General features: G+C 71.4%; 21 protein-coding genes and 1 pseudogene. 13 read left to right on the top strand and 9 right to left on the bottom strand.

Going from position 1 to position 24,388, the window contains the following annotated elements:
• The first annotated feature begins 58 nt into the window (after positions 1-58).
• Together htpX and ASC56_RS03545 are read left to right on the top strand one after the other, a co-directional pair.
• Positions 59-979: a zinc metalloprotease HtpX gene (gene htpX, locus ASC56_RS03540; RefSeq protein WP_055490144.1), complete on the top strand. Its 921-nt coding sequence runs from the start codon at positions 59-61 to the stop codon at positions 977-979.
• A gap of 6 nt (positions 980-985) precedes the next feature.
• Positions 986-1,570, top strand: a complete 585-nt coding sequence (locus tag ASC56_RS03545) for a hypothetical protein (protein WP_055489702.1) — start codon at positions 986-988, stop codon at positions 1,568-1,570.
• Between the two features lie 18 nt (positions 1,571-1,588).
• Here ASC56_RS03545 and ASC56_RS03550 read toward each other — a convergent pair whose 3' ends face one another.
• The gene (locus tag ASC56_RS03550; protein WP_055489703.1) at positions 1,589-1,867 is read right to left on the bottom strand and encodes a hypothetical protein; all 279 of its coding nucleotides are present in this window, start codon (positions 1,865-1,867) and stop codon (positions 1,589-1,591) included.
• Between the two features lie 356 nt (positions 1,868-2,223).
• A complete protein-coding gene (locus tag ASC56_RS03555) occupies positions 2,224-2,721 on the bottom strand; it encodes a hypothetical protein (protein ID WP_055489704.1) in 498 nt (165 codons plus the stop codon).
• A 154-nt stretch (positions 2,722-2,875) separates the two neighbouring features.
• On the opposite strand from ASC56_RS03555, the gene ASC56_RS03560 reads away from it, so the two are divergent.
• Positions 2,876-4,084 carry a winged helix DNA-binding domain-containing protein gene (locus ASC56_RS03560; protein ID WP_055489705.1) on the top strand — a complete coding sequence of 403 codons (1,209 nt, stop codon included), beginning with the start codon at positions 2,876-2,878 and terminating at the stop codon, positions 4,082-4,084.
• Positions 4,085-4,149: 65 nt separating this feature from the next.
• Here the strand turns inward: ASC56_RS03560 and ASC56_RS03565 are convergent, their stop codons facing one another.
• Positions 4,150-4,464 carry a hypothetical protein gene (locus ASC56_RS03565; RefSeq protein WP_055490145.1) on the bottom strand — a complete coding sequence of 105 codons (315 nt, stop codon included), beginning with the start codon at positions 4,462-4,464 and terminating at the stop codon, positions 4,150-4,152.
• Between the two features lie 400 nt (positions 4,465-4,864).
• Here ASC56_RS03565 and ASC56_RS03570 point away from each other — a divergent pair, with 400 nt between their 5' ends.
• From ASC56_RS03570 to ASC56_RS03590, 7 genes are all read left to right on the top strand, one after another.
• Entirely contained in the window at positions 4,865-5,599 is a 735-nt protein-coding gene (locus ASC56_RS03570) for a hypothetical protein (protein ID WP_055489706.1), read from the top strand.
• 369 nt (positions 5,600-5,968) lie between these two features.
• Entirely contained in the window at positions 5,969-6,997 is a 1,029-nt protein-coding gene (gene glnII / locus ASC56_RS03575; protein ID WP_055489707.1) for a glutamine synthetase, read from the top strand.
• 13 nt (positions 6,998-7,010) lie between these two features.
• Positions 7,011-7,178 (top strand): hypothetical protein, encoded by a 168-nt coding sequence (locus ASC56_RS40490; protein ID WP_159039593.1) that lies wholly within the window; start codon positions 7,011-7,013, stop codon positions 7,176-7,178.
• A complete protein-coding gene (locus ASC56_RS41600) occupies positions 7,159-7,344 on the top strand; it encodes a hypothetical protein (protein WP_079102308.1) in 186 nt (61 codons plus the stop codon). The genes ASC56_RS40490 and ASC56_RS41600 overlap by 20 nt, the downstream gene beginning before the upstream one ends.
• A 118-nt stretch (positions 7,345-7,462) precedes the next feature.
• Complete coding sequence (locus ASC56_RS03580) at positions 7,463-8,050, top strand: winged helix-turn-helix domain-containing protein (protein WP_055489708.1); 588 nt, start codon at positions 7,463-7,465, stop codon at positions 8,048-8,050.
• 78 nt (positions 8,051-8,128) lie between these two features.
• Entirely contained in the window at positions 8,129-9,121 is a 993-nt protein-coding gene (locus ASC56_RS03585) for an NAD-dependent epimerase/dehydratase family protein (RefSeq protein WP_055489709.1), read from the top strand.
• 204 nt (positions 9,122-9,325) lie between these two features.
• Positions 9,326-10,876, top strand: a complete 1,551-nt coding sequence (locus ASC56_RS03590) for a DUF1996 domain-containing protein (RefSeq protein WP_055489710.1) — start codon at positions 9,326-9,328, stop codon at positions 10,874-10,876.
• 83 nt (positions 10,877-10,959) lie between these two features.
• Here ASC56_RS03590 and ASC56_RS03595 read toward each other — a convergent pair whose 3' ends face one another.
• Positions 10,960-11,418, bottom strand: coding sequence for a hypothetical protein (locus tag ASC56_RS03595; protein WP_055489711.1), 459 nt, complete (start codon positions 11,416-11,418; stop codon positions 10,960-10,962).
• Positions 11,419-11,604: 186 nt separating this feature from the next.
• On the opposite strand from ASC56_RS03595, the gene ASC56_RS03600 reads away from it, so the two are divergent.
• Entirely contained in the window at positions 11,605-12,108 is a 504-nt protein-coding gene (locus ASC56_RS03600) for a tetratricopeptide repeat protein (protein ID WP_055489712.1), read from the top strand.
• Here the strand turns inward: ASC56_RS03600 and ASC56_RS03605 are convergent.
• Positions 12,075-12,353 (bottom strand): hypothetical protein, encoded by a 279-nt coding sequence (locus ASC56_RS03605; protein WP_055489713.1) that lies wholly within the window; start codon positions 12,351-12,353, stop codon positions 12,075-12,077. The genes ASC56_RS03600 and ASC56_RS03605 overlap by 34 nt on opposite strands.
• Positions 12,354-12,398: 45 nt before the next feature.
• On the opposite strand from ASC56_RS03605, the gene ASC56_RS03610 reads away from it, so the two are divergent.
• Entirely contained in the window at positions 12,399-14,354 is a 1,956-nt protein-coding gene (locus tag ASC56_RS03610; RefSeq protein ID WP_055489714.1) for a hypothetical protein, read from the top strand.
• 112 nt (positions 14,355-14,466) lie between these two features.
• Positions 14,467-15,156: a TetR/AcrR family transcriptional regulator gene (locus tag ASC56_RS03615; protein ID WP_107309174.1), complete on the top strand. Its 690-nt coding sequence runs from the start codon at positions 14,467-14,469 to the stop codon at positions 15,154-15,156.
• A 5-nt stretch (positions 15,157-15,161) separates the two neighbouring features.
• Here ASC56_RS03615 and ASC56_RS03620 read toward each other — a convergent pair whose 3' ends face one another.
• From ASC56_RS03620 to ASC56_RS03635, 4 genes and pseudogenes are all read right to left on the bottom strand, one after another.
• Positions 15,162-15,518, bottom strand: a complete 357-nt coding sequence (locus ASC56_RS03620) for a 5-carboxymethyl-2-hydroxymuconate Delta-isomerase (RefSeq protein ID WP_055489716.1) — start codon at positions 15,516-15,518, stop codon at positions 15,162-15,164.
• A 32-nt stretch (positions 15,519-15,550) separates the two neighbouring features.
• Entirely contained in the window at positions 15,551-17,176 is a 1,626-nt protein-coding gene (locus tag ASC56_RS03625; protein ID WP_055489717.1) for a SpoIIE family protein phosphatase, read from the bottom strand.
• Between the two features lie 74 nt (positions 17,177-17,250).
• Positions 17,251-22,769 (bottom strand): annotated as a pseudogene (gene pulA / locus ASC56_RS42735) (pullulanase-type alpha-1,6-glucosidase).
• Between the two features lie 211 nt (positions 22,770-22,980).
• Positions 22,981-24,357: an alpha-amylase family protein gene (locus tag ASC56_RS03635; protein WP_199835892.1), complete on the bottom strand. Its 1,377-nt coding sequence runs from the start codon at positions 24,355-24,357 to the stop codon at positions 22,981-22,983.
• Between the last annotated feature and the right edge of the window lie 31 nt (positions 24,358-24,388).

The raw sequence follows: 24,388 nt of genomic DNA on the forward strand, positions 1-24,388 counted from the left end.
GGCGCACAATGGGGGATGGGACGAGTGCCTTTCTGTGGGGTACTGCGGGGTGATGCAGATGCGGAGCCGGTTCCGGAGTGATCGTCGGCTGACCGTCCGGATGACGGTCACGCTGTTCCTGCTCGGATTGCTGTACGTGGCGTTCGTCGCCGCGCTGATCGCGTTGCTGAAGTCCTGGGTGCTGGTCGTCGTGATCGCGGCGGCGGTGCTCGGCGCGCAGTACTGGTTCTCGGACCGGATCGCGCTGTACGCCATGCACGGGCGGATCGTGGAACGGGAGGAGTACCCACAGCTGCACGGCGTGGTCGACCGGCTGTGCGCCGTGGCCGACATGCCCAAGCCGCTCGTCGCCGTCTCCAGCATGGACATGCCCAACGCGTTCGCGACCGGCCGCAACCCGGACCACGCCGTGCTCTGTGTGACCACCGGCCTGCTGCGGCGGCTGGAGCCCGACGAGCTGGAGGGCGTGCTCGCGCACGAGCTGTCGCACGTGGCGCACAAGGACGTCGCCGTGATCACCGTGGCCTCGTTCCTCGGGGTGATCGCCGGGCTGGTCGTCAGGTTCGCGTTCTACTCGGAGCTCTTCGGGCGGGGACGCAGGGACCAGAACACCGTCGCCGTCTTCGGCGCCGTCATGGGCATCTCGGCGCTCGTCTACGCGATCAGCTTCCTGCTGATCCGGGCCCTGTCCCGGTACCGCGAGCTGGCCGCCGACCGCGCCGCGGCCCTCCTCACCGGGCGTCCGTCGGCGCTGGCGTCCGCGCTGACCAAGGTCACCGGGGACATCGCGCGCATCCCCACGAAGGACCTGCGCACGGCACAGGCCTTCAACGCCTTCTACTTCACCCCCGCGTTCGGTGCCGACGCCGGCATCTCCCGCATCTTCTCCACCCACCCGCCCCTGGAGCAGCGGCTCGAACAGCTCGCCCGTATCTCCGCGGAGCTCGGCGAGGCGGCGGAGCCGGGAAAGGCGGGCTGAGCCCAGATGGGGTTCCTGGACATCCTGCTCGGGCGTACGAAGCCGGTGGCGCCCGACCTGGACCAGCTCTTCGCCCTGCCGTCGGCGGCGGTCACCCTGGAGGCCGCCGCCGGGTTCACTCCGACCGGCAACGGCGCGGTCTGCTTCGCCACGGTCGAGGGCGGCGCCTTCGCCCAGGCGAACCGCGAGGTCCAGGCACTCCTGGACGCGGACAACGACCGCACCGGACCGCCGGTGGAGCTGCGGCGGGACGACTACGGCTACTCCTGGCTGGTCTCGCGCCGCGCACCCGACCAGCTGTCCGCCCTGGTCAACGATCTGCACGCGGTGAACAGCGCGATGGAGGTCAACGGCTTCGGTCCGCAGCTGCTGTGCTCGGTGGCCGGCTTCCAGGATCAGAGCGGGCGGCGGCTCGGCCTGGTCTATCTCTACAAGCGCGGCACCTTCTACCCGTTCGCGCCGCTCGCGGGGCAGGGCGAGCGGCGCGACAACGCGCTGGAGCTGCAGATCAAGGCCGCGCTCGCCGATGACCTGCGGGTCGAGCAGGACCTCGGCCGCTGGTTCCCGATCTGGGGCGCGCCCGGCCTGTGAACGGCGGCCGCTGGTCCGTCACTTGCTCTTGTTCCGCTCCTGTCGGCGCGCCTCGAAGGGGCGCTCGCGACGGTAGCGGCGCTCCCACTTGGCCTGCTGGTCACGGCGCTCACGGTACTGCCGGTAGGTGGCCGCCGCGCCCGGGGCGGGTCCCGTGCCCGGCGACGACGCCGAGGACGAGCGGCGTCCGTACTGCGCGTACAGGAAGAGCAGGACGACGGCGGCGAGCCACCAGGCGTGGTTGCTGAACCCCAGCAGGACGAGGACGACGGTTCCGGCAATGACGATGGTGGCCATGACGGGCCTCCGTGGCGTGGGTGGTGAGTGGTTGTGCCAGAGGGGCCGACGGGGCGCTTGGGGTGGGCGGCCGTCGTCGGTGCGTAGAGAGTAGCCCTGAGTGCACCGGGTGGTGCCGGTGCGGAGGAAACCGGTGGTGGGCGGCTCCGGAACGCGTGTCCAGCGTAGGGATTCGGTTACTGGGCGTGCATCCCGTTTTTCGTCGGCCGGCCGCCGCGGACGTGGGGCGGCCGCCCGGTGTCACGCCACGGGCCGTGGGTGCGCGGGGCCCGGACCCGGGCGCGGGCGCGGGCGCGGGGCGCGCGGTCCGGAGGGACGCGGGGCGGCGCGCGGGGTGCGGGGGCCGGTCACCGGGATCAGTACCGCACGGCGCGGGCGACGTCGGCGGTGACGTTGCCGGACAGGACGCGGTTGCTGAACGCGGTGGCGTTCTTCGACCCGCCCGCGGGGACGTTGTCGACCGTCACGACGACCGTGTCCAGGAGGTTGGCGCCGGCGTCGTGGAAGTCGACCTGCACGGTGTACGTCCGGGCCTGGGACGTGGAGTTGGTGACGGTGACCGGCACGGCTTTGCGCCCGTTGGCGTCGGTGGCGGTCGTGCCGAGCCTGACGTCGCCCTTGGCGTTCACCGCGCCCTTGATCCCGTCGATCCGACGGGCGGCCTCGGCGGTCGCCGAGGCCAGCGCGGCGGAGGCCTGGGAGGCGAGGGACGCGGCGGCGGAGGCCGCCTGGGACGCGGCATGGGTCGGGTTGCCGGAGGAGCCGCCGTCGCCGGAGCAGCCGCTGAGCACCGCGGCCGCGGCGACGGCGACCGCGAGGCCCCGCGCCGTGCCCCGTGTCCGGTGTCCTGCCATCGTCACTCCCGCCTTCCCGTGGTGCCTTCAGTGAAGGCCGGGCCGGGGCGCGTCCGCATGCCGGATACGGCACTTCGGGTGACGCTGCGCCGCGGCGGGCCGTCTTCCGCGAGGATGGAGGTCATCCGTAGGGGTCGGAGTCCGGGGAGGCGGAGTGGGCGGGCGGCAGCGGCACATCGGTGCGGCGGAGCGGCGGGCCCGGCTCGCACTGCGGCAGCGGCTGGCCGCCGGGGCCCGGGCGTCGGCGCCCGAGCAGGTCGCCGGGTCGCTGGTCGCGCTGCACGGAACGGATCCGGCGACGGTGTACCTGGCCGTCGGAGCGCGGCTCGCGGACACGGACGGAACCGTGGCGGAGGTCGAGCGGGCGCTGTACGAGGACCGGACACTGGTGCGAATGCACGGCATGCGGCACACCGTGTTCGTGTTCCCGACAGAGCTGGCGGCCGTGGTGCACGCGTCGACGGGACTGGCGATCGCGGCCAAGGCACGGGCCGGGCTGGTCAAGGACATGGTGACGGGAAGCGGCGGCCGCCTGACCGAGGAGTGGCTGGCGGAGGTCGAGGCGTCGGCGCTGGCCGCGCTCGCCCGGCGCGGGCAGGCGACGGTGGCCGAACTCACGCGGGACGAACCGCGGTTGAAGGAGCGGTTCACCTACGGTGCGGGCAAGAGCTACGAGAGCCCGCACACCGTGTCGTCACGGCTGATGCGGGTGCTCGGCGTCGAGGGCCGTGTGGTGCGCGGGCGCCCGCTGGGTGCGTGGACGTCCTCCCAGTTCCGCTGGGCGGTGGCTCCGCCCCACCCCGAACTGCCGTCCGGGCAGGCCCAGTCGGAGCTGCTGCGCCACTGGCTGACGGCCTGCGGCCCGGCCACCGAGGCGGACCTCAGGTGGTGGACGGGCTGGCGGGTCACGGACGTACGCCGGGCGCTGACGGCGGTCGGTGCGGTACCGGTGACGCTCGACGGCGGAGCGACGGCATACGTGACGCCAGGCGACGAGGAACCGGTGGAGGCCCCGGACGAGCCCTGGGCGGCCCTGCTCCCGGGCCTCGACCCCACGGCCATGGGCTGGCAGGAACGGGACTGGTACCTGGCCCCCGAGTTGCGTCCGGCCCTGTTCGACCGCAGCGGCAACGTGGGCCCGACGGTGTGGTGGAACGGCCGGGTGGTCGGGGGCTGGGCCCAGCGGCCGGACGGCGAGGTGGTGTGGCACCTGCTGGAGACGGCGGGGCTGGGACGGGAGGCGTCGGCGGCGATCGAGACGGAGGCGGCACGGCTGGGCTCCTGGCTGGCCGGCACCCGGGTGACGCCACGCTTCCGCACGCCGCTTGAGAAGCGGCTGTCCAGCAGCCCCTCCGGCACGTAAGGCCAAGGCCGTTCGGGCCGGCGGGGTCCGGGCGCCCGAGGACAAGAGGGCGCCCGGAGCGAGGCTCAGCGGCTGTACCGCATCAGCGCCCGCACCATGTGGCAGGTCGTGTCCGACGGCGGGCGCACCCCGATCTGCTCCGCCGTGCTCCGTATCGTCTCGTTGCGCGCCTGGTTCGGCACGTACACCCCGGAGTCGAGCAGGGCGATGGCGAGACGCATCGCCTTGAGGCGCCGGTTGTGCGTGACGTACCACTCACGCGGCCGCCCCGGCGGGAGCGGGCGCTTCTCCACCGGCGCGTACGGAAGGTCCAGCAGGACCGGCCGCCGGGCGGTGGACTGGGTCGGCTTCGTCCTCGGCTTGGTTGCGGCAGCGGGCACGGGCATCCTCCTGTCGCGGTCAGGGAGCCATCCGGAAGCCCCGGCAACTCCCTCGAACACTGCATCCAGTCTACTGGCCGCCACTGACATCGGGGGAGTCTGCCAAGCCGGTCAAACGGCCTGGTGAGTAAGGGAATTGCCGCCGCGTCACACGAGGTCCGCGAGATGCGCCTGAGACGCCAGAAATTCGAACAGCAACGACGGCGAGGGCCACGCGGAGATACGACGCCGCCTACGGGCCCGCGCCGAGCGAAGCTCTCCGACGCCACGCGCCGCCTGTGACTCAGGTCACTTCAGTGACTCCTGTAACCGATGAGTAACGCCGTTCGGGATCTCGTACCTAGCGGCGTACCTATCGCGTCCGGCCGCCGGTGACGGTGGCCGGGGACAGGAGGCGCGCATGTCGCGTAGGAGAACTCTCAGTCCCAAGAAGAAGATCGCGCTGGCGGTCACCACCCTTGCCGTGGTCGGCAGCGGGGCCTTCGCTCTGGCGGCCACCTCGAACGCGGCGAACGTGCAGAACGCGGCCACCTCGTCGGTCTGTCAGGGTCTGGCCACCGCGCTCGGCAACAACGAGGCGTTCATCGCCGCTCAGAAGGCCAACCCGGACGCCCAGTCGGCGGCGCGCATCGCCAACCGCGAGGCGGTCGTCGCCGAGATCAAGCGCAAACAGCAGGCGTCCGGCTGCCAGGTCGGGGAGTCGGTACAGGCGGGCGGTGGTTCGGCGCAGGCCGGCGGCGCCGCCCAGGCCGGGGGGTCGGCTCAGGACCCCCAGGCCTCGGGGGCCGCCACCGCGCCCGCGACGACGGCACCCGCCAACAACGGCGGCAACGCCAACAACGGCGGGAACGCCGGGAACGCCGGCAACGCGGGGAACGCCGCCTCGGGTCAGCAGGTCTGCAAGGGCTCGACCGTGACGCTCTCCGGTGAGGGCGGCGCCCCGGCCGCGTCCAGCAACCAGTTCCCCGCGGGGACCAAGCTGAAGGTCACCAACCTGGACAACAACAAGTCCACGACCGTGACCGTCACGTCGGTCTCCGGGAGCTGCGTACTGCTCAACAACGCGGCCTTCGAACAGGTCCGCCAGCCCGGCAAGTTCCTGATCCGCCGGGCCGTCATCGAGAAGGTGGGGTGAGGCAAGCGGCTTAGGAACTCCAGGAGGCGGCGGTTGGTGGCCGCCACATGGCGGGGATCACGGGTCCTGCTGCTCGCGGCCACGAGCAGCAGGACCTCCATGTGCGACGAGCGCGACGTGGGGGCGCTCGGGCACCCCGTGACCGGCCTGCCACCGGGAGGCCGACCGTCGACTCCTGGAACCGCAGCCATGCCGCACACCAGCCCCGGGTAACACGGGGTTCACAGCTGGGCAATGGTCGGGAAACCGCCTGTTGACAGACTTTCGGCCATTCCCGGCGCCTCGATGTCTGCCGCGCCGCGCACTCGCAACGACCTCGACCGCACGACTTCGACCGCGCCGTCGAGACCCACCCGAAGGATGTGGCCCGTGAGCTTCAAGGCTGAGTACATCTGGATCGACGGCACCGAGCCGACGGCCAAGCTCCGTTCCAAGACGAAGATCCTGGCCGACTCCTCGAAGGGTGCCGAGCTGCCGATCTGGGGCTTCGACGGGTCCTCCACCAACCAGGCCGAGGGCCACTCCTCGGACTGCGTGCTCAAGCCGGTCTTCTCCTGTCCCGACCCGATCCGCGGTGGCGACGACCTCCTGGTGCTGTGCGAGGTCCTGAACACGGACATGTCCCCGCACCCGTCCAACACGCGTGCCGCGCTGGTCGAGGTCGCCGAGAGGTTCGCCGCCCAGGAGCCGATCTTCGGCATCGAGCAGGAGTACACCTTCTTCGACGGCTCGCGTCCGCTCGGCTTCCCGGAGGGCGGCTTCCCCGCCCCCCAGGGCGGCTACTACTGCGGTGTCGGCGCCGACGAGATCTTCGGCCGTGAGGTCGTCGAGGCGCACCTGGAGAACTGCCTGCAGGCGGGCCTGGGCCTGTCCGGCATCAACGCCGAGGTCATGCCCGGCCAGTGGGAGTTCCAGGTCGGCCCGCTCGCCCCGCTGGTGGTCGCCGACCAGCTGTGGGTGGCCCGCTGGCTGCTGTACCGCACCGCCGAGGACTTCGGCGTCTCCGCCACCCTGGACCCGAAGCCGGTCAAGGGCGACTGGAACGGCGCCGGCGCGCACACCAACTTCTCCACCAGGGCGATGCGCGAGGGCTACGACGCGATCATCACCGCGTGCGAGGCGCTCGGTGAGGGCTCGAAGCCGATGGACCACGTCAAGAACTACGGCGCCGGCATCGACGACCGGCTGACGGGCCTGCACGAGACCGCCCCGTGGAACGAGTACTCGTACGGCGTCTCCAACCGCGGCGCCTCGGTCCGCATCCCCTGGCAGGTCGAGAAGGACGGCAAGGGCTACATCGAGGACCGCCGTCCGAACGCCAACGTCGACCCGTACGTGGTGACCCGTCTGCTCGTCGACACCTGCTGCACCGCCCTGGAGAAGGCCGGCCAGGTCTGATCCCTCCCGCTGTGTGAAGGGGGCGTCCACCCGTGCGGTGGGCGCCCCCTTCACGCTGTCCACGGAGTGGGACGGCTCTCCGGACGCGGCGGCCTCGTCCACGCCCCTGACCTGGCACATGTACCTGGTCGGCCGGGGTGCGCACCATCAAGTTCGCGTCAATGAGGCGTCCGAGCGGTGAGAGGAGTCTCCTGCGGGGCCCGGGTGTCTGCTTCAATGGAGCCATGGCCGGCTTCCAGCAACACAGCGCGACGGGTCGCCATGACCTCGAGCCCTTCTGGCCTTCCCGTCAGCACCACGACTTCGACCGGGTGTGTTGCCGCGCGAGGAACGCGCGGGCCCTCTAAAGCCGTACACCCCGGCCTTCGGCCAGCGCGCACGACGTACGTCCTCGACGACCCCGGCCACGAACTCGCGGTCGTCGTCCTTCCCGACGAACTTCTCGCGCGAAAGAGCTGACCTCTCATGGCGACCACTCGTTCTCTCTCGACCGCCACCCTCGACGCCCCGTCCCCGAACGGCTCGCGGCACCGGCTGCGTGCCGTCGACCGGGACGAGGTCGTCCAGGTGGCCGACTTCCTGCCGCCGGGAGCCACCTGGCTGCCGGCGCCCCAGCACACCCTGCCCACCCTGCCGGGCCAGCCGCCCATGGTCGGCTACCTGGTGCTCGTCCCGGCCGACCAGCGGCCCCCGTTCCTGCCGGTCGCGGTGCCGGACCAGCCGGAGAGCGCGCCGGCCGACGTGGCCCGCAGCGACGGCGACACGCTCGTCCGCATCGACACCGCGCAGCGCACCGCCGAGGTCGACGGACGGCCGCTCGACCTCACCTATCTGGAGTTCGAGCTGCTCGCCCATCTGGTCGCGCACCCGCACCGGGTGCACACCAGGGACCAGCTGGTGACCACGGTGTGGGGCTACGGGCACGTCGGGGACGGGCGCACCGTCGACGTCCACATCGCCCGGCTGCGGCGCAAGCTCGGCGCCGAGCACCGCAAGACGATCCAGACGGTCCGGCGCGTGGGCTACAAGTACGCGCCGCCGACCGCCCGCTGACCCGGCGTCACCGGCCGTGGATCTTCTGTCAGCAGATCCGGGTTCCGCCCCGGGAGCCGGCCGGGCACAGTCGTCGGCATGAGACTTCTGATCCTGGGCGGTACGGAGTTCGCGGGGCGGGCGGTCGTGGAGGCGGCGCTCGGACGGGGCTGGGAGGTGACCGTCCTCAACCGGGGGCGCCTCCAACCCCCGCCCGGCGCACGGGCGTTGCGGGGCGACCGCACCGCGCCCGACGGGCTGGCGGCGCTGGCCGGGGGCGAGTGGGACGCGGTGGTGGACACCTGGTCGTCGGCGCCCCGCGCGGTGCACGAGGCCGCCCGGCTGCTCGCCGACCGCGCCGGACGGTATGTGTACGTGTCGAGCTGCTCGGTGTACGCGTGGGCCCCGCCCGCGGGGTACACCGAGGACGCGCCGCTGGTGGCGGGCGCCGAGGCGGAGGCGGAGCACACCGAGTACCCGCAGGACAAACGGGGCGGGGAGCTGGCCGCGCTGGGCGCCTTCGGTGCCGACCGCTCGGTGCTCGTGCGGTCCGGGCTGATCCTCGGACCGTACGAGAACATCGGCCGGCTGCCGTGGTGGCTCACCCGGATCGCCCGCGGGGGCCCGGTGCTGGCTCCGGGACCGCGGGGGCTTCCCCTCCAGTACGTCGATGTACGCGACCTCGCCGAGTGGATCCTCGGTGCGGTGGAGCGGGAGCTGAGCGGGGCGTACAACCTGATCGGTCCGCGGGGGCACGCCACGATGGGCGGACTGCTCGACGCATGCCTGGAGGTCACCGGCGGGCCGGCCGAGCTGCGGTGGACCGCCCCGGAGGTCGTGCTCGACGCGGGCATCCGGCCGTGGACGCAGCTGCCCGTGTGGGTGCCGCCGGGGAGCGACATGCACGACGCGCTGCACGGCGCGGACGTGTCGCGGGCCCTCGCGACGGGACTGAGCTGCCGTCCCGTCGCCGAGACGGTGGCCGACACCTGGGCCTGGCTCCGGGAGATCGGCTGGTCCGCCCCGCAACGCCCGGACCGGCCGGCGGTGGGCCTCGACCCCGCGGTGGAGGCGAAGGTGCTCGGCCGCTGACCCGGCCGGATCGCAGTGTCCTCACCGAACCGGGGCTCGGCCCCTTGAAACAGGGGACTCTGCACCTCTTGCGCCCGAAATGACCTCATGAACTTCTAAGTCTTTCCGAGGTCTCTGAACGCCCCACCAGCCCCCTGCGTATGGAAGGGAGCCGCTTCACCCCTGTCGGGCGCCTCCGCCCCGAAAGGAAGTCAGAGGAGTTCCATGGGACGCAACACACGCAAACGCCGTACGCCGCTGGCCACCAAGGCCATAGCCGCCTCGGCTGCCCTAGCGCTCGGTGGGGGCGGGCTGGTCTGGGCGAACTACTACGCTTCGGCGCACGAGTCGAACTGGGCTCAGAACAGCACCAAGGCGGCCGCCGCCCAGGTGGCCACCATCACCTGTCCGGACGTCGGCCAGCAGCTGACCACCGTGCCGAGCCGGGCGAAGAACCAGGTCGCCACGGAGCTCGCGACCCTCGACAGGCAGATCACCGAGGCGTACGCACGACTGGCCTCCACCCGCCAGGCGCAGGCGAACGACGCGAACTTCGTCCAGAACGCCATCCTCGGTCCGCTCAAGGACAAGCGGACCGCGGTCATCGGCCGGATCAAGATCGACCTCAATCGTGTGGCCGCCACCGCCCCGTCCTCGATCGACGGTCTCGCCGCCTGCACCGGAACCACCGCCGCCCAGACCACCGCGGGTGGTCAGAACAACGGCCAGAACGGCAAGAACAACAACGGCCAGAACAATGGTCAGAACAACGGCGGTCAGAACAACGGCGGTCAGAACAACGGTGGCCAGAACAACGGCCAGAACAACGGGCAGCAGGCCGGAAACGGTGGTCAGGCCGGAAACGGTCCCACCGCGGCCGACTTCGTCGACATCACGAAGGTCCAGCCGAACGTCGCCGCGAAGCCGCAGAAGAACGGCAACGCCTCGACCGGTACCTTCACCACCCTGTGCGGCGTGAACGCGAACAAGAACCACAACACCGACAACGTGATCGTGGCGCCCGGCGTGACCAACGGCGCGCACCACCTGCACGACTACGTCGGCAACCAGAAGGTCGACGCGTTCTCCAGCAACAACACGTTCCTGCAGAGCGGGACCAGCTGCCAGAACAAGAACGACCTGTCGGCGTACTACTGGCCGGTGCTGCGCGTCCAGGACGGCACGCAGGACTTCGACCAGAACGCCCTCGGTGGTGGAAAGGAGGGCAACGTCGGCCGGATCCTGGTCGCCAAGCAGGCCCAGATCAAGTACGTCGGCAGCCCCACCAGCAAGGTCGTCGCGATGCCGCAGTTCCTGCGCATCATCACCGGTGACGCCAAGGCCTTCACCAACGGGCCGGGCAACGCCAACGCGCACTGGAGCTGCACCGGCTTCGAGAACAAGGTGCAGCTGACGGACAAGTACCCGATCTGCCCGCAGGGCAGCAACGTGGTGCGGACGTTCGCGTTCCAGAGCTGCTGGGACGGCCAGAACATCGACAGCGCGAACCACCGTACGCACGTCGCGTTCGCCGACGCGGGCGGCAACTGCCAGAACGGCTTCAAGGCGATCCCGCAGCTGACGATGCGCCTGGTGTACAACGTGCCGGCGCCGGTCGTCCAGAACGGCCAGGTGAAGAACGCCTTCGCGGTGGACGGCTTCCCGGAGCAGCTGCACAAGGCGATCACCGACCACGACGACTTCATCGCCGTCATGAACGGTGGCCTGGCGAACAAGATCGCCAACTGCATCAACACCGGTCAGAACTGCCGGTGACCCACTGAGCCGGTGACCCACTGACGAAGGCCGGTGGCGGGAGATCCCGCCACCGGCCTTCGGCGTGTGCGCGACGATGCGGCTCAGCCGCTGTGACCGGCGTGGCCGCCGTGACCGGTGGGGCCGCTCTGACCGGTGTGCGCGTGATGGTCGACCCCGGTCTCCAGCTCGCCACCGAGCTTGCCGCGCAGCGCCTTGACCACTGGGTCGTCGCCGACGGCGACCCACTTGCTGCCCACGAGGTAGTACCCGCCGTAGTCCTTGGCGTCGTTGATCCACTCACGCTGTCCGCGGTCGGTGGCGAAGGTCGCGAGCACGAACTTGCCGTCGGCGTTGTTGCAGATGGCCTGGCGGATCTCGTCGGCGTCGGTCTGGATGTTGGGCTTGCACCGCACGTCGGCCGCCAGGTCCTCCAGGCTGCCGGTCGCGGTCGCCGGGACCGTGGCCTGCGCAGCGCCCGACCCGCCCGACCCGCCGCAGCCGGTCAGCACCAGCAGGGCGACGGCCGCACCGGCCGCCAGCTTCTCGCGCGTCCACCTCATGTGTTCCTCCGGTCGTTCCGGCCCATGCCGCTGGGAGCCCCGGTGAGGCCCTGCCCTTCCGTACGGCTGTGGCGCGCGCCGTGCTCAATGGCGCCACGGTCTCCTCCAAGATCATGCAATTCCGGTGCCTCGACAGGCACACGTGTGCGAAGGTGTGCCGCGTCAGTACTCGACGCAGGGGGACGTGTGAGCACGCAGGACTGGGAGGAGCGGGTCGCCGCCGCCTGGGCGACCTTCGACGACTACGCCGAGGAGGACGCCGCCGACTTCCGTGCGGTCGTCGACGCTCTCGTGGCCGAGCTGCCCGACGAGGCCCCCCTCGGGCTCTTCGAGCGGGCCTGTGCCTGGGACTCCACGGGCCACTCGGACAAGGCGGTGCCGCTGTACCGGGAGGCGCTGGCGCGCGGTCTGGACGGCTACCGCGGGCGCCGGGCCAAGATCCAGTTGTCCAGCTCGCTGCGGAACATGGGGCAGGCGCAGGAAGGCGTCACGCTGCTCACTCCCGAACTCGACGCCCCCTCCGACGAACTGGACGACGCCGTACGCGCCTGTCTGGCCCTGTGCCTGTCCAGCCTGGGCCGAGACCGTGAGGGCCTGTCCCTGGTCCTCGGCGCCCTCGCGCCCCATCTGCCGCGCTATCAGCGTTCGATGGCGAACTACGCACGCCTGCTGGTCGCTCCCGAGTCCTGACCGTTCGCCACGCGCCGCCTCAGGCGCACCGAGGACCACAAGGTGGCCCGCGTGCTGACCGCGTGGACCGTCAGCAGCCGCGCGGCCGTCGCCGTGGCCACCCGGCTGTGGGGCGCGCTCGCGGCGCTGACCGGCGCACGGGTGGCGATCGCCGGGGCCTGCGTCCTGCCGCTCACCGCGCCCGCGTTGCCGCCGTGGCGGCGAGAGTGCGTGCCGGGCGTCGCGACGCCGCGGAGACCCGTCACAAGGGCCCTGGGTGACCAACCACCGTCTCACTCGTTCTGCCGGACGTGCAGCCACAGGATGTCGCCCCGCGCTCGGCTCGGGCCTCCGGACCGCCCGTCGATGTCGAGCAGGCCGAGGCCGCGCTCGTCGAGCACTATCCGCGGCTCGTCCGGGTCGCCTATCTGATCCTGCCGCCGGGCCTGGGCCGCAACCGGCGGGTGCTGACCGCGCACGCCCTCACCCAGCGGGCGCTGCCGCGCGGTCGCGCCGCCGCATCGGTGATCCCGGCCCAGGGCGGGGGTCCGTCCCGTTCGAGCGGAGTCGAGAGCTCGGGTGAGGCCCGCGAGGGCGACCCCGGCTACTCCTTGCTGCGCCTGCAGGTGGTGCGTACGGCGCTGGAGGCGGGCCTGCCGCTGAGGCGCGCCGCCTGGCCGAAGCGGTCGCAGCTGCCGCCGCTGCTTCCCCAGGTGTGGGGCCTTCGGCTCTTCCCGCGGGCGGGCGGCGCCGACGAACTGGCCCTGGACCAGCGGCTGTCGACGCTCTCCGGCCCGGCCCGGGCCGCCTATGTGCTGCGCGGTCTGGAGAAGCTCTCCGAGGACGGCGTGCGCAAGGTGCTCGCCGCGGCGGGCGTGACCGACCCGGCGGCGGCCGTGCGCGCGGCCGCGGACGTGTCGGCGCAGGACGCCCTGCTCGACTCCCCCGAGTTCGACCCGTGTTCGCTGCAGGCGCGGCCGACCGATCTGGTGCGGCGCCGGCAGCACATGAAGGCCGCCCTGGCCGCGGCGGCCGCCGCCGCGGTGTGCGGCGCCCTGCTCGCGCTGCCGAGCGGCGGCTGGGGCCCGGACGGCGCGGCCGCCCCGTCGTACGCGCAGAACCCGGCCGCCCTGGCCGCCCTGGATCCGGCCAAGGTGACGAAGGTGGCCCCCACCGCGTGGCAGACCTCGGCGCGCACGGACTTCTCCGTGTGGCCGGCGCGCGGCGACCTCACCGGCGACAGGGCGCTGCTGCGGCGCGCGCTGGCCGTATGGGCGCGGCCCGGCGAGACCGTGCAGGTCTCGGCGACCCCCGGCACCCCGTCGGGGCCCCCGGCCGGACCGCCGCAGCTGCTGTACGCGGGCCGGGTCGACGCCGCTCACGTGGTGATCTTCTACGACGGTCTGCGCATCACGCGCTACGCCGAGCCGAAGAACGGCACCGGCGGGGCCGCGCTCGACTTCGCCCGGGTCGACTCGGCGGCCGGCGCGGAGGCGGACGCGGTGGTGCTGGATCGCGCCGACGGCAACGTCCGTTATCTGACCGCGCCTTGGGTGACCCGGGCGGCCGAGCGGGACCTCCTGAAGCCGGCCGCCGGGGAGATGGACCTGGGGCCGGCCGGCGGGGTGAGCGCGCCGCTGGCCGGGTCGGCTGAGCAGGGCGGCGCATGCACGTCGTGGAACGTGCTGCAGCTGACCGACCGGGCGGGCACACGGCTGCTGGCCGACCTCGGGGAGCTCGCGCCCGCGCATCTGACCGTGGGGCGCCCTGCCGCGCCCGGGGAGGCGTCCGGTGCGTCGGCACTGCGGGCCTGGGCGCCGTACGCGTGCTCGCTGGCGGCGGTGCGGTCGCAGGGCGTGCGATCCGTGAACGCGTGGGAGTACGCGCGCCAGACGCTGCCGGACGGATCCGGGGACGCGACGTGGATGTGCACGCGCGCGGAGACCTGGCGGGGCGACGGGCCGCGGGTGCTGGCGCAGTTCCAGACGCCGGGCGGGCGGTACGGGGCGGTGGCGGCGAAGGCCGAGGGCGTTGCCGCGTGCGGTGCCAGGGACCCCCATGTGCTGGCCGGTGTGTTGTGGAAGTCGGCGGCGGGGGCCTGGTACCTGCTGGCCGCCGGGAGCGCGGACACCGCGTCGATCAGGGCGACCGGTGGGGTGAACGGGTCGGCGCGGGGCAGTCTGCTGGCGGTCCGGGCGAAGCGGGGCGCCGAGGCAGGGCTGCGGGGGACGCTGACCGACGGAAGGACGGTCAGCGGACTCCGGTAGGCGGGCGGGCTCCGGCGGGTCGGTGGGTCTCGTAAGGGACTTGTGCCGACGATGTGAACCACCCTGGGTGATCCGGCCGTTCAAGGCCGGATTCAATCGGTAAGGTGTTCGCATGACAACCGGGGTACGCCGCAGAATGGGAGTGGAGGAGCGGCGGCAGCAGTTGATCGGCGTAGCGCTCGAACTGTTCAGCCGGCGCTCCCCGGACGAGGTCTCCATCGACGAGATAGCGTCGGCCGCGGGCATCTCGCGGCCGCTGGTCTACCACTACTTCCCCGGCAAACTCAGTCTCTACGAAGCCGCGTTGAAGCGGGCGTCGGAGGATCTGGCGGCGCGGTTCGCGGAGCCGCAGGACGGTCCGCTGGGAGCGCGGCTGCTGCGGGTGATGCGCCGCTTCTTCGACTTCGTCGACGACCACGGGCCCGGATTCTCGGCGTTGATGCGCGGCGGCCCGGCCGTCGGCTCCTCGCGTACGAACGCACTCGTCGACTCGGTGCGCCAGGCGGCGTATGTCCAGATCCTTGCGCACCTGGGGATCCAGGATCCGCCCGCGCGGCTGGAACTGGTCGTTCGCTCGTGGATCTCGCTCGTCGAGTCGACGGCGCTGATCTGGCTGGACGGGCGGCGGGTCCCGCGCCATGAGCTGGAGGTGCAGCTGGTGCACGACTTCGCGGCGCTGACGGCGGTGAGCGCCGCGTACGACGAGGAGATGGGGGCGCTGCTGCGCCGTGTGCTGCGGGACGAGCCGGCCGACGGGCCCTTCGGCGAGCTCGTCGCCCGGCTGGTGTCCCTGGCGTCCTGACGCCGTCAGCTCTCGAACTTGCGGTACGACGGGTCGAGATCGCGCACCTCGGCGGACGCGTGCAACGCCACTCCCCCGGCGGGCTTCAGGTGCTGCCGCAGCAGGTCCAGCACCGCCTCGGCGAGCCGGGCCTTGGTCTCGTCGGTGCGCCCGGCCAGCAGCCCCACGGTGATGTGCACGATCGCGTGCCCGTCCGCGTCGGCGCCGACCGTGGTGTCCTCGGTGCGCCGGAACTGTGTCTTGCACGCCTCGATCCGCGCGGCCGCGATCTCGACGACCTCGGCGTGCAGCGCGAGCGCGAACCCGCGCCGGTCGAAGGAGTACTCCAGCGGTGCGGAGTAGTCGACGGTGATCTGCGGCATGAGCACTCCTGTTCCAGGGCGGACGGACATCCTCACCCTAGGGCACTTCCGACGGGCCCCAACCGCAGCGCCAGCAGCGCGATGTCGTCCTGCCGGTCCTGGCCGAAGCAGCCCAACAGCGTGTCGCACAGCGCCTCGACGCCGGGCGGGGCGTCGGCGGCGGCCGTACGCAGATGCTCCATGGACACGGCGAGGTCGGTGCCGCGGTTCTCGATGAGTCCGTCGGTGACCATGAGCAGCCGGTCGGCGGGGTGCAGCACCGTCTCGGTGGGCGGCGGCCGGTCCAGGCCGAGACCGAGCAACGGGCCACCGGCGGCGGTGTACTCGGCGGTGGCGTCGTCGTGCACGATCAGCGGCGGGATGTGGCCGGCGTTGGCGATGCGGGCGCGCCCGCTGTCGGGCTCGACCAGGACGAGACAGACGGTGGCGGTGACGTCGGGGTGGAAGTGCTGCAGCAGCCGGTCGAGCCGCCGGGCCAGGCTCTCGGGATCCGGGTTCTCCACGCAGTAGGCGCGCAGCGCGTGCCGGATCTCCACCATGACGGTGGCCGCGTCCAGCGAGTGCCCGGCGATGTCGCCCACCGCGGTGAGCACCCCGCGCGAGGTGGTCAGGGCCGCGTGGAAGTCACCCCCGATCTCGGTCTGCCGGGAGGCGGGCACATAACGGACGACCGTCTCGACGCCCCCCACCGAGGGCGCTTGCCGGGGCAGGAAGCTGTGCTGCAGGGTGCGCGCGACATGCCGCTCCACCTGGTACATGAGCAGGGCCTCCGCGGCGAGCGCGGTGGCCCGGGCGAGCCGCAAGACCAGTGTGTCGCCCTCGGCGTCCGGGCCGTGCGCGGGCAGGGCGAGACAGACGGCCGGTTTGCCCTCCTGGGTGCGCGCCACCACCACGCGCACGTCGTCGGCCTGGCCGAGGCGCAGGAATCCCGCGGGCCACAGCGGGTGCGGCAGCACCGTGGCGCGTGCGCCGGTGTGTCCGGCGCTCAGGCCGCGGATCAGCCGGGCCACGGTCTCATGGGCCTCGGCGTGCGGCAGCGAGGCACCGGCCCGGGAGGGGGACAGACCTCGGTACAGCTCGCCGTCCTCGCCGAGCACGAAGACGGCCGCGGGCGAGCCGGTGAGCCGGGCGGTGCCCTCGGCGGCGGCGCGGACGAGTTCCGTCATGCACCGGGCCTCCTGCACGGAGACGATCGTCTCGGACAGCAGCGTCAGCCGCCGCGCCAGGGCCTCCGCCCCGCTGCGCATCCGGGCACCGCGCACGGCCGCCCGTACGACGGCCTGGATCTCCTCGGGTTCGGCCGGGACGGACAGATAGGCCTCACCGCCGGAGTCCAGCCCGCGGCAGCGGAAGCCTGACCCGGCGGAGACGGCGGAGAAGTGCACGACCGGCAGCCCGGCGGTGGGCGGCGAGGACTTGAGCCTGCGGCACAGTTCGAAGCCGCTCATGTCCGGCAGCCCCACGTCCACGAGGGCGACGTCGGGCAGGGCGCCCTCGCGCAGGCGCAGGGAGAGTTCGTTCAGCGCCTCCCCCGCGCTGGCGACGGGTACGACGCTGTGTCCCGCACGGCGGAGCACGGCACCCAGCGCATAGCGGCTGGCGGGCGCGTCGTCGACCACCAGCACGGTGGAGCCCGTCTGCTTGCCGTTGCCGTCCATGTGAGCCGCCCCTCGGCATGGAAAAGATGGGGCGGACCTGGAGATCCCCGGCCCGCCCCACCCACGCTAGTGCCCTAGCGTGTGAGCCGGGAGAAGACCGCCACGGTGCGACCCGGAACGGCGAACGTGCCGGATTTCGCCGCATAGGAGGATGTCTTGACGATAGGGTCCGCACCGGCGGCCTGCGCCGGGTGCAGGGCGTAGTCCTTCCCGGCGAGGGCGGCGACCGTCTGTTCCTGCTTCTGAGGCGTCGCGTTGAAGACGACGACCAGGTCGCCCAGCTCCATCGTGATCACGCCCGGCGTCTCGTCCTTCCCGGAGAGCGGGAAGGAGAGCCTGGACTGCACCTGGCCGGTGGTGGCGAGGGAGAACACGGGCTCGGTGGTTCGGATCCGCAACAGGTCCCGGTAGGCGGCCGAAGAACCGTCGATTGCCGGGCAGCCGACCCTGATCGACGTCAACAGGGGTTTGGCGTATGACCACTTGGACTGGTTGTCGGCCGCCATGGGCAGCCCCCGCCCGAACCCGTTGCCGTCCCGGCAGTCCCAGTGGATGGCGTTGAACCAGTCACCGCTGTCGAACGAGTTGCGGTCGAGGGACTTGGAGCGCAGCAGGTCGGAGCCGGCCTGGGAGAGGGACGGGCCCTGCGAGAGGGTGGCCGTCGCCATGGCGAGGACCTGCATACGGGCCCGGTCGGCGGCGGAGGTGTCCTTGGGCAGCTTGTACGCGAGGGCGTCGAACAGCGACTCGTTGTCGTGCGCGTCCGCGTACGCGAGGGCGTCGCCGGGGGCGTCCGCGTAGCCGGCGGGCGAGCCGTTGTAGTCGATCTCGGCGCCGGTGACCTCCTTTCCGGCGGTGTCGGTGAAGTGGTACGTGGCGAGGTTGCCGCTCAGGCCGACCTTGATGAGGTCCTGGTAGTGCAGGAGGCGGGCCTTCTGCTCGGCCGAGGTGCCGTTGCCCGTGGCGGCGTTGGGGTCGGTGTACAGCCCTGACGCGAAGCCCTGGATCCCGGGGTCGGAGTCGAAGGGGCTGCCTCCGCGCACGGCGTCGCGGGCGCGGTCGGAGAAGGTCGCGATGCCGGTGCCGGCCATGTTCTTCTGGGTGGCCTGCACGAAGCGGGCGTCGTTGGCGACCTCGCCGAAGTTCCAGCCCTCGCCGTAGAGGATGATCCTCTTGCCGTCGACGCCGTCCTTGGCGGGCGTGAGCGCGTCGAGGGCCCTGCGGACGGCGAGGATGTTGGCCTTCGGGTGGTGGCCCATGAGGTCGAAGCGGAACCCGTCGACCTTGTACTGCTTGGCCCAGGTGACGATGGAGTCCACGACCAGCTTGCCCATCATGGCGTTCTCCGGGGCGGTGTTGGCGCAGCAGGTGCTGTTCGCCACCGAGCCGTCCGCGAGCAGCCGCTGGTAGTAGCCCGGCACGATCCGGTCGAGCACGGACGTGTCCGCCTGCCCGCCGGCCGCGGTGTGGTTGTAGACCACGTCCATGACGACCCGGAGGCCGTCCTCGTTCAGCGCCTTGACCATCTGCCGGAACTGCACCGTGCGGGCGGTGCCGTCCGGGTTCGTGGCGTACGAGCCCTCGGGGACCGTGTAGTGGTACGGGTCGTAGCCCCAGTTGTAGGCGTCCTTGGCGGCGGTCGCGGCGACGCAGGCCTGCTGCCGGTCGGAGTCGGGGGCGTAGGAGGCGAGGTCACAGGCGGGGGTGGCCTGTTCGGACTTCTTCTCCGGGACGGTCGCGATGTCGAAGACGGGCAGCAGGTGGACGTAGGACGTGCCCGCCCTGGCCAGCTCCCGCAGGTGCTTCGAGCCGTCGCTGTTCCTGTCGGTGAAGGCGAGATAGGTGCCCTGGTCCTTCGCCGGGACGGTTGTGTCCGCCACCGAGAAGTCCCGGACGTGCAGTTCCTGGATCTGGGCGTCCCTGAGCGGCACGGCCCTGGGCTTCTTCAGCGCCGCCCAGCCGCTCGGCGCGAGGGACCGGTCGTTCAGGTCGGCGAGCAGGCTGCGCTTGGAGTCGGCGGTCAGGGCGACCGAGTACGGGTCGGTGACCGTGTTGGTGACGATCTTCCGGACGCTGGGCGCCCAGACCTTCACGACGTACCGGTAGGGCTTGTTCTTCCAGGACGGGGGTCCGGTGACGGACCAGACGCCGGTGGTGCCGTCGCGCTTCATGGCGACGGTGGAGCCGTCGAGCTCCAGCGAGACCCGCTGCGCGGTGGGCGCCCACACGGCCAGCGTGGGGCGGCCCTGCTGGAACGTCGGGCCGAGCCGGGCCTTCGTCGCACTCCCGTACAGATCGTCCAGTACGCCGGCGATCTGCACGCCCGTCGCGGCGAGTACCGCGCCGTTCGCGGCCCGCTGCGTGGCCACGATCTGGCCGCCGAGGGCCTGGCGCACCCGGCCGCGGTCGCGGGGGTCGACGGACCACGCCGTGTAGTCCTTCAGATGCGGGAACTTCGCCTTCTGGGCGTCGGTGAGCGTGGTCTTCGTCAGCCGCAGCCAGCGCTCGTCGTCGCTCGTGAGCGTGCCGTCCTTCACGGCGATCGAGCCGTCGTGGGAGGAGACGAGCTGGGTGGAGGCGGCGCCGTCGACGCCGTTCCAGGCGACCGTGTTCCGGTCGATCCAGACGGCCTTGGAGGTGGCCGGGTCGAGGGCGGCCGCGCTGCCGGCGGGCTGGGGCAGCAGATACTTCTCCTGGCCGCCGATCAGCCACACCTCGTAGCCGTTCGTCCTGAGGTCGAGGGACTGGTCGGCGGGGAGGTCCTTCTCGTCGCCCTTGTGGATGATGTAGCTGAGGCTGGTGGCGCCGTCGGTGAGCGGCACCTCGAAGACCGCGCCGTACGCGTCCGTCCGCACCGGCATCAGGGGGCTGGTCCAGTCGGTGGGGTGGGCGGCGCCGGTCCAGACGTGGAGTCCCCAGCCGTCGTGGTTGCCTTCGGCGCGGTGGTAGTGGATGACCGCCTTGGTCTTGTCCGGCGCCGGGTAGTCGGCCGTCGGCTTCTGGGTGAGGACGGCCTCCTTGCCCTGCTCGACCCAGACCTCGCCGGTCTTGGTGACGTCGATGGTGCGGTCGGCGGGGACGTCCTTGTCGCCGTTCTTGTCGATGACGAGGAAGCCGACGTTGGAGGCGCCGGGCTTCAGCTTGACGTAGGCGAAGGCGCCGTAGGCGTCGCGGCCGGTGAAGGGGTGGCTGTTCGGCCAGGTCGTCGCCTCGCCGTCGGCTTGACGTAGGCGAAGGCGCCGTAGGCGTCGCGGCCGGTGAAGGGGTGGCTGTTCGGCCAGGTCGTCGCCTCGCCGTCGGCGAGGTCGCCCCAGGCGTACAGGCCCCAGTCGGTGTAGGCGCCGTCGGTGCGCTTGTAGTGCACGACCGCGTAGTCGCGGGAGGAGGCGGTGGGGACCTGCGCGGGGGGCGGGGTGCCGGTGGTGCTCTGTGCCGTCGCGCTCGCGACGCGGCCCGCCGAGTCGATCACGACCGCCTTGTAGCGCAGGGGCGTTCCGGCCGGTACGTCCTTGGCGATGGCCTGGGTGACCTTGTACGGGGCGTGGTCGGCCGAGCCGAGGGTGCGCCATGGGCCGTCTCCGACCTGGGCGGCGAAGACGACGCGGTCCAGCCCGCCGCCGCCCACACCGGCGGAGACGTCCACCGTGCCGGTGGCGCCCGTGTCCGGGGCCTTCAGGGTGATCGTCGGCTTGCTCGTGGGCCGGTCGAGCGGGCCCGCGGCCTTGAGGACGACCGCCGACCGGGCCGGGACGGTGAGGGTGACCTTCGTGTCGGCGCCGCTGGTGACGGCGGCGGACGTCCCGTGGATCCCGCGGAAGCTCATGTTCGCCGAGCCGGTGGCGAAGGTCGCCGTCCTCGACTCGCCCGCGTTGTTGAAGGCGACGACGTACTCGGTGCGGTCCTTGCCGGTGCTGGTGCGGGAGAAGGCGTAGACGCCGGCGCCGTCGGCCGCGTAGCGCTCGGTCTGGACTCCGTCGGTGAGGGCGGGGTTGTCCTTGCGCAGTTTCGACAGAGCACGGATCTGCTCGTAGAGCGGTGCGTGTGTGTCGTAGGAGTCGCTCGCGTGCGTACGGCTGGTGCCGATCTCCACGTCCTTGAGATAGTCCGCGACCTTGGAGGCGAACATCGTCTGGCGGGCGTCCTTGTCGCCGCCGGAGCCCGTGAAGCCCTGCTCGTCGCCGTAGTAGACGACGGGGTTGCCGCGGCTGAGGAACATCAGCTCGTTGGCGAACTCGTCCTTCTTCAGCAGCTCGGCGTCGGTGGCCTTCGGGTCGTCCTGCTCGAGGAAGTGCCCGATGCGGCCCATGTCGTGGTTGCCGAGGAAGGTGACCTGCTCGTAGGCGTTGGCCTTGTCGGTCGTGTACTTGTAGTCGTCCGCGAAGACGCTCGCCAGCCTCCGCGCGCTGCCGCCCTGGGAGGCGTACTGGCGGGCCGCGTCCTGGAAGGGGAAGTCGAGCGTGGCGTCGAGGCGGCCCTGGGTGACGTAGGGCGAGGTGATCGAGGTGTCGGCGGAGTACACCTCACCGAACATGAAGAAGTTCCTGCGGCCGTGCGCGGCGGCGTACTTGTCGAGCGCGGTCGCCCACTGGGTCCAGAACTCCATGTTGACGTGCTTCACGGTGTCGATCCGGAAGCCGTCGACGCCGAAGTCCCGTACCCAGCGCTCGTAGATCCTCTCCATGCCCTTGACCACCTCGGGACGCTCGGTCCACAGGTCGTCGAGGCCGGAGAAGTCGCCGTAGGTGGCGTTCTCACCGGCGTAGGTCGAGTTGCCCCGGTTGTGGTACATCGTCGGGTCGTTGAGCCACGACGGCACCTTGATGTTCTTCTTCGCGGCCGGGACGGTGGGCGTGCGCGGGAAGGACGCGGTGGAGACGGCGGGGAAGGCCTTGGTGCCGTCGGCGTGGTCGGCGTCGTCGAACGGCCGCCCGTCCTTGGTCAGATACGGGAACGCGCCCTTGGACAGGTAGTCGTACGACTTGCCTTGGTAGTCGATGACGTCGGCCGTGTGGTTCGTGATGACGTCGAAGAACACCTTCATGCCCTTGGCGTGCGCCTTGGAGATGAGGTTCGCCAGGTCCTTGTTCGTCCCGAAGTGCGGGTCGACCCGGGTGAAGTCGGTGATCCAGTAGCCGTGGTAGCCGGCGGAGGCGTTGGAACCGGTGCCTTGGACGGGCTGGTTCCGGAAGATCGGGGCCATCCAGATGGCGGTGGTGCCGAGGCCCTTGATGTAGTCGAGCCTGTTGGTCAGACCCTTGAGGTCGCCGCCCTGGTAGAAGCCCTTGTCGGTGGGGTCGTAGCCGGTGGCGAGGCGTGAACCGGTCAGGCCGCCACGGTCGTTGGAGGTGTCACCGTTGGCGAAACGGTCCGGCATGACGAAGTAGAACTGCTCGCGGGTGTCGTCGTGCCGGGCGGGTTCGGCGGCGAGCCGCGCGTCGGAGGGGGGCGCGGGCGGGGTGGCGGCCCGAGCGGCCAGGGGCGGGAGGAGTGCGGCGGCGAGCGCGGCGGCGGTGAGGGCCGCGACGCGTGCGGGGCGCGGTGTGCGGCCCCGTGGGATACGGCGCGTCCGGGGCGCCGGCCATCTCGGTATCACAGGTGTGAACTCCTAGCGAGTGCGGCTCAGGTGGGTCCGGCGACTGCGGACGCACCCGCCCGCCCCGGCGCCGCGGGACGGCTCGGTCGCCGGGCGCCGGGCGACCGTATCGCCGCCGAAACGTTTACAGCAAGAGGGTTGAAAGTCATAGCAAGAACTTTCACCGTCAACCTTGACGTGCCTGTCTCAACTGGCCGGAAGTAGCGGGGGCTCAGCAGCTCGGCTTGCCGGCCTGGAGCGCCAGTGCCGTGTTGGGGCCCAGGGTGGCGGTGAACTGCCCGCTGGAGTTCACCGCCACCGTCGTGTTGTTCTGGACGTCGCAGTAGGTGCCCGCCGGGAGCGACGTCTGGTAGGTCTGCGTCAGGGTGCTCGACTCGTGGTTGATGGCCACGTAGCCCTTGGCACCACGGCCGAAGGCGATCGCGTTGTTGCCGTTGTCCCACCAGTTCGTCAGGGACTGACCGCGCGTCGCGTTGCGGAAGGCGACCATCGACTTGATCTCCGGCCAGGCGTGCTGGCACTTCCAGCCGTCCTGCCAGCAGGCGTTCACCGTACCGCCGTTGGGCGGCCCGGCGTCGGCGTCCGTCCATTCGTAGCCGGAGTTGATGTCCGGGGCGCCGTAGGGGTAGGCCAGCATGAAGACGTTGGCGAGGGTGTAGTTGGCGCCGTCCTTGTAGTTGAGGGTCGAGCCGTTGCGCTCGGTGTCGTGGTTGTCGACGAAGACGCCCGCCACCGAGCTGTTCAGATAGCCCCAGCCCTCGCCGTAGTTCTTCAGATAGGCGAGCTTCTCGTTGTTGAAGACGCGCTTGAGGTCGTAGGCGTAGCGGAACTCCTGGACGTCGCCGTTGCCCGTGTACTCGGTGGGCTGGACGGCCTCGTTCGCGCCGTAGATGACCTCCTGCTTCCAGTAGGCGGACGGGTTGGTCAGGCGGGACTTGATGTTGGCCAGGTCGGCCGCGTCGATGTGCTTGGCCGCGTCGATGCGGAAGCCGTCGACGCCGAGGGTGAGCAGGTCGTTCATGTACCCGGCGATGGTCTTGCGGACGTACTCCTCGCCGGTGTCGAGGTCGGCCAGGCCGACGAGTTCGCAGTGCTGGACGTTCCAGCGGTCGGCGTAGTTGGTGACCGGGGAGGTGCAGTCGTCGAAGTCGTAGAAGGAGTACAGGCCGGGGTAGTCGTACTTCGTGTACGACGAGCCGCCGGTGCCGGTTCCGCTGCCTGCCGACATGTGGTTGATGACCGTGTCGACGACCACCTTCAGGCCCGCCGCGTGGCAGGTGTTGACCATGCTCTGGAACGCGGTGCGGTCGCCCAGACGGCCCGCGATCTTGTACGACACCGGCTGGTACGACGTCCACCACTGCGCGCCCTGTATGTGCTCGGCGGGCGGGGAGACCTGGACGTAGCCGTAGCCGGCGGGGCCGAGGGTGTTGGTGCACTCCTTGGCGACCGAGGCGTACTTCCACTCGAAGAGGACGGCGGTGACGTCCTTGGTGCCGGGCGGGGAGGCCTGCGCGATGGTCGGGTTCATGCCAACCGCAGCAGCGGCCGCGAGGGCGAGTACCGTGGGGAGGGATCTGCGTGCCATGTGGGGGTCCTTCGTCTTTGAAGGCGCTTGC

The sequence above is a fragment of the Streptomyces sp. TP-A0356 genome (assembly GCF_001417775.1).
Classification (GTDB): domain Bacteria; phylum Actinomycetota; class Actinomycetes; order Streptomycetales; family Streptomycetaceae; genus Streptomyces.

Coding starts and splice junctions, on each gene's coding strand:
- ASC56_RS03635 (WP_199835892.1), bottom strand. CDS start 24,357: ATGGCACGCAGATCCCTCCCCACGGTACTCGCCCTCGCGGCCGCTGCT.
- ASC56_RS03595 (WP_055489711.1), bottom strand. CDS start 11,418: ATGAGGTGGACGCGCGAGAAGCTGGCGGCCGGTGCGGCCGTCGCCCTG.
- ASC56_RS41600 (WP_079102308.1), top strand. CDS start 7,159: ATGAGGCGTCCGAGCGGTGAGAGGAGTCTCCTGCGGGGCCCGGGTGTC.
- ASC56_RS03570 (WP_055489706.1), top strand. CDS start 4,865: ATGTCGCGTAGGAGAACTCTCAGTCCCAAGAAGAAGATCGCGCTGGCG.
- ASC56_RS03625 (WP_055489717.1), bottom strand. CDS start 17,176: ATGGACGGCAACGGCAAGCAGACGGGCTCCACCGTGCTGGTGGTCGAC.
- ASC56_RS03620 (WP_055489716.1), bottom strand. CDS start 15,518: ATGCCGCAGATCACCGTCGACTACTCCGCACCGCTGGAGTACTCCTTC.
- ASC56_RS03615 (WP_107309174.1), top strand. CDS start 14,467: ATGACAACCGGGGTACGCCGCAGAATGGGAGTGGAGGAGCGGCGGCAG.
- ASC56_RS03545 (WP_055489702.1), top strand. CDS start 986: ATGGGGTTCCTGGACATCCTGCTCGGGCGTACGAAGCCGGTGGCGCCC.
- ASC56_RS03580 (WP_055489708.1), top strand. CDS start 7,463: ATGGCGACCACTCGTTCTCTCTCGACCGCCACCCTCGACGCCCCGTCC.
- ASC56_RS03550 (WP_055489703.1), bottom strand. CDS start 1,867: ATGGCCACCATCGTCATTGCCGGAACCGTCGTCCTCGTCCTGCTGGGG.
- ASC56_RS03590 (WP_055489710.1), top strand. CDS start 9,326: ATGGGACGCAACACACGCAAACGCCGTACGCCGCTGGCCACCAAGGCC.
- ASC56_RS03585 (WP_055489709.1), top strand. CDS start 8,129: ATGAGACTTCTGATCCTGGGCGGTACGGAGTTCGCGGGGCGGGCGGTC.
- htpX (WP_055490144.1), top strand. CDS start 59: ATGCGGAGCCGGTTCCGGAGTGATCGTCGGCTGACCGTCCGGATGACG.
- ASC56_RS03555 (WP_055489704.1), bottom strand. CDS start 2,721: ATGGCAGGACACCGGACACGGGGCACGGCGCGGGGCCTCGCGGTCGCC.